Raw genomic sequence first — 4,412 nt, forward strand, 5'->3', positions numbered from 1 at the left:
CGCTGCCGATCGGCGTGATGGCGACGACCCTGCTGGCGGTGATGCTCTCGTTGACGGTGCAGCGGCAGGCGCCCGAGACGCTGGAACAGGAACCGCCCGCAACCAAGGTTCAGCCTGCCCCTGCTACGGAGCGTGCGGCTGATGCCGCGGCGGCGCCGGCCGTGGCGCCCGCTGCAGTGCCTGGCGCGCGCAACGAAAGTGCATCGCGCCCGACCGAGAAGAAAACCGTGCAGCAACCGGTGCCGCCCGCTGTCTCTGCGGCCCCCGCTGCATTTCCTGCGCAGGCGGCCAGTGGCGTCGCGGCCGCCGCGCCATTGCCCGCGCCACCCCAGGCTCCGGCTCCGGCGGCAGTCGCACCGGCCACCACGCCCGCGTCCGCTTCCAGCGAGACCGCCACCGTCTCGCGCCTGAAGGCCGAGTCAGCCAATGAAGCAAGGGCCGGATCGCTGGCCGATCGCGCGCAGGAACCGGAAGCGCGAGCTGTCCGGCAGAAGGCGGCTCCCGCCGTCGCGGCCCCCGCAGGGCTTGGCGCCGCGCGCGGTGAAGCGGTGCCGACAGCGAGTGCGTGGCTGGAAGAGATTCGTGAACTCAAGCGACAGGGCCGCGACGAAGAAGCCGCGCGACGCCTGGCCGAATTTCGCAAAGCGTATCCGGGGTATGTGTTGCCGGAGGATTTGAAGTAGGCGGTTGGTGCGATATTGCTTGACCCCATGCAGCTTCCGACATCATTCCTGATGGAGTCTGCCGGCTCGAGAAAATGGGCTCCCTGGCGAAGTTTCTGCATGCGCAAGAATCAGGGAATTCTGATGTTTCCGGACGCGTAGCCAACCGAGAGGGGGCGGCGCTACACTGCACGTTGGCAACTTGCGAGGAGCCCCCGATCATGGCGCAACGTATGCACTGGCGGCGCTTTCTGCCCGTCGTATTCTTGAGTGGCCTGCTTTTGGCCTGTGGCGAGAGCGAGCCGATCCGCCTTGGCTTCATCGGCGGAGTTTCCGGAAGGTTCGCCGACCTTGGAACCACAGGCCGAAACGGTGTCATGCTGGCCATCGAAGAGCGGAATGCGCGTGGCGGGATTGGGGGTCGGCGCATCGAGCTGCTGATCAAGGATGACGAGCAGGATCCGGCCAAAGCGACGCAGGTACTGGCAGAGTTGGTCGCTGATAAGGTTACGGCGGTGCTCGGACCGATGACCAGTTCGATAGCTGCCGTACTCGTGCCGGCGGCCGACAAGGCGGGCATGCTGCTGGTGGGCGGAACGGTCACAACCAGCGGTTTGACGGGTAAGGACGACAACTTCGTCCGCACAATTTCGACGACCACGGAGTACGGTAGCCACGCCGCTCGACACTACCGGCAACGATATGGGTTCAAGCGTTCGGCGCTGATCTTCGATTTGGCCAATCGCGACTACACCGAAAACTGGGCAAAGGAGTTCGCCCAGACCTTCGAGCGGGAGGGAGGCAAGGTCGTGGCATCGGTCGGTTTCGATTCCCGCGTGGAAAAGGATTATGCGCAACTCATCGACAGGCTTCTGGCAGGCAAGCCCGATCTGATTGCGATTGCGGCGAACTCTGTCGATGGCGCGCTATTGGCGCAGAAGTTGCGGCAGAGCGACCGGCATGTCCGTCTTGCCGGGTCTGCGTGGACAGGTACGCAGCGCTTGACGGAACTCGGGGGGGCGGCGGTCGAGGGCATGTTGATCGAGCAGTACTACAACCAGGATGACACCTCGCCCGCCTACCTTCGCTTTCGCGCGGATTATCACAAGCGTTTCGGCTATGACCCCGGTTTTGCAGGGGTTGTTGCCTACGATGCGGCGGGACTGCTGCTCGACGTGCTGGCAAAAAATCCTCAGAAAGCCGGCCTCAAGGATCGAATGGTACAGATGGGGAGCTACCAGGGGGTACAGGGTGTCATCCACATCGATCGTTTCGGGGATGCCCAGCGGCCGATCACGATGACCGAAGTCCGTGACGGAAGGATTGTTCTTGCCCCGTAGTCGCCCCCTGCGCACTGTCCTTTCGCTGCGCTTTGCCGCAGTATGTCTGCTGCCGGGCGTCATTCTCGCGATGCTGGTCTGGACCTTTCTGGTGCCACGGATGGAGCGCCGAGTGGCCGAGGCGCATGGCGCACTGGCCGAGATTCTGGCGGTCGAAACCGAACGCTACCTGCAGCAGCCGGTCGCTGCCCTGAGGGGTCTGGCGCAGGTCATACAGGCCATTCCGGAGAAGGAGCGCGGTGCTCACACTGATCGCTTGCTACAGGCGCAGATTCGCGGCGCAAGGAGCCTCGCAGGGGTATTCGTTCTCGATGCGAGAGGAGTGCTGACCGACATTGCATTGCCCGCCGAGGCACTCAAGCCGCCACTCAATTACCTGGGCATCGACTTGTCGGCAAACCCGGTCGCCTCGGTGGCGCATCGCAAAGGCGAACGGATCTGGTCGGCCGTCTATCTGTCCGGGGTTACCGAACAGATCACGGTGGCAGCGACCGTGCCGGCGGGAGACAGGCTGCTCGTTGGCGAAATCCGCCTTGATGAACTGTCGTCCTTCGTGCACAAGCTGAAGGCTTCGGCATCGATGCAAATCATGGTGATCGACGTCCGCGGTCAGGTGGTTGCGCACCCCGATTCCGCCATTGCACGACAGCAGCTGAATATCGGCCGCCTGCCCGTATTGCAGCGGGCGCTTCTGCAGGAAGGCGGGCGAATGGTAACCGACTACTTCGATTTTAATGGCCAATCTGTCATCGGCGCTGCGCGCCGCATCGCCGGCACCGACTGGACGGTGCTGATCGTCGAGCCGCTTTCCGAGATTCGCAGGCCTGTGTGGGAGCTGGTCGTGGCGCTGGCTTTGGCCGCCACGCTTGCCGCCTTCATGGCGGTGCTCATGGCGATCTTCATGGCGGCAGGATTCTCGCAGCGTTTCTCGCGACTCACCCATCTGGCGCGCGATCTTGCTGCCGGCCGCTATCCCGATTCCTGGCCAGAGTCGAACGTGACCGAAGCCATCGAACTGATCGAGAGCGTTCGCCAGATGGCCGATGCCGTGCTTCAGCGCGAGGATGCATTGCGCAGGCTCAACGACGATCTCGAACAGCGGGTTGCGCTTCGCACGACCGAACTTCAGCGTACCAACAGCGAGCTGACGGCAGCACTGACAAGGCTTGAACAGGCGCAGGACGAACTGCTGCATTCCGAAAAAATGGCGGCACTCGGCGGTCTGGTGGCAGGGGTTGCCCATGAGCTCAACACCCCAATCGGCAACAGCCTTATGGTGGCGTCGACGCTCCAGGATCGCACCGAAGAGTTCGAGGCCGATGTCGCTGCCGGACTAAGGCGGTCGGCGCTCAACCGGCACATTGAAATCAACCGCGAAGCCACGCAGGCTCTGGTGCGCAATCTGCAGCGTGCGGCGGAGCTCATCACCAGCTTCAAGCAGGTGGCCGTCGACAGGACGACCTCGCAGCGTCGGCGCTTCCTGCTGGAAGAAGTTGTCAGCGAGGTGATACTGACGATGTCACCCACCCTGCGCAAGACTCCATGGCAGGTGCATGTTGACATCCCGGCCGGAATTTCCATGGACAGCTATCCCGGGCCGCTCGGACAAGTCATCACGAATCTCATCAACAACGCCATCCTGCATGGATTTGACGGTCGCAGTAGTGGCAGCGTGCACATCGATGCCTGCCTCACCGGGAGCGGCGGACTGGTGCGCCTGAGCGTCACGGATGACGGCATCGGCATTCCAGAGGATCTGATCGGCCGTGTCTTTGACCCTTTCTTCACGACGCGCATGGGTCGCGGTGGAACCGGGTTGGGCCTGTCGATATGCCACAACATCGTCAAAGGCGTGCTTGGGGGGACTGTTGGCGTGGAAAGTGTCCCGGGCGAAGGGACGATCTTCATCCTGATGTTGCCGCTGGTCGCGCCACGGCATTCCGAAGATACCGGGGCGGCTCACTGAGCCGCTATGTGCCGTCGTGCCGAGTGACCATCGCTTGGCGCAAAGCGAAGAAATCGCCGTCAGTGAGTTGGCTGCTGAGCCCTTTATCACTTTCCCGGCAACCACGGCACCGGCGCTCCATGAACTGGCTGTCGGGCGTTGCCGCGAACATGGATTCGAGCCTCGAATTCGACTGGAAATTCATCTGCAACAGACCATCGTCAATCTGGTTGCGGAAGGACTCGGCGTGTCATTTGTTCCGCAGTCGATGAGCAAGGTGCGACCGGCCGGTGCTGAGTTCAGGCCGGTGTCCGGTACTCGGATGGTTGAGCAGGGAGTCCTCTGGCGTTTGGCCTTGTGTGGAGCTCAACATAAGGCCGATATCCCGCCCCTGATGGCAACACCCCTCCTCAGTTGATGGCCTTGCTCATGCGCAACCGATCCACGGCCATGTCGACAAATGAT

The 4,412-nt window shown here is 62.6% G+C and carries 3 protein-coding genes and 1 pseudogene; all 4 read left to right on the top strand.

Going from position 1 to position 4,412, the window contains the following annotated elements; genetic code table 11:
• A pseudogene (locus RKP46_RS10935) lies at positions 1-683 on the top strand (hypothetical protein); the annotation flags it as partial.
• A gap of 200 nt (positions 684-883) precedes the next feature.
• On the top strand, positions 884-2,002 hold the full coding sequence (locus RKP46_RS10940) for an ABC transporter substrate-binding protein (RefSeq protein ID WP_311106672.1): 1,119 nt from the start codon (positions 884-886) through the stop codon (positions 2,000-2,002).
• Positions 1,974-3,968, top strand: a complete 1,995-nt coding sequence (locus RKP46_RS10945) for a sensor histidine kinase (protein WP_311106673.1) — start codon at positions 1,974-1,976, stop codon at positions 3,966-3,968. The genes RKP46_RS10940 and RKP46_RS10945 overlap by 29 nt, the downstream gene beginning before the upstream one ends.
• 34 nt (positions 3,969-4,002) lie before the next feature.
• Positions 4,003-4,365 carry a LysR family substrate-binding domain-containing protein gene (locus RKP46_RS10950; RefSeq protein WP_311106674.1) on the top strand — a complete coding sequence of 121 codons (363 nt, stop codon included), beginning with the start codon at positions 4,003-4,005 and terminating at the stop codon, positions 4,363-4,365.
• Positions 4,366-4,412 lie beyond the last annotated feature (47 nt).

The organism is Accumulibacter sp., from assembly GCF_031732815.1.
Taxonomy (GTDB): domain Bacteria; phylum Pseudomonadota; class Gammaproteobacteria; order Burkholderiales; family Rhodocyclaceae; genus Accumulibacter.

Excerpts from the sequence above, each read along its gene's own strand:
- RKP46_RS10940 (WP_311106672.1), top strand. The coding sequence starts at position 884 with ATGGCGCAACGTATGCACTGGCGGCGCTTTCTGCCCGTCGTATTCTTG.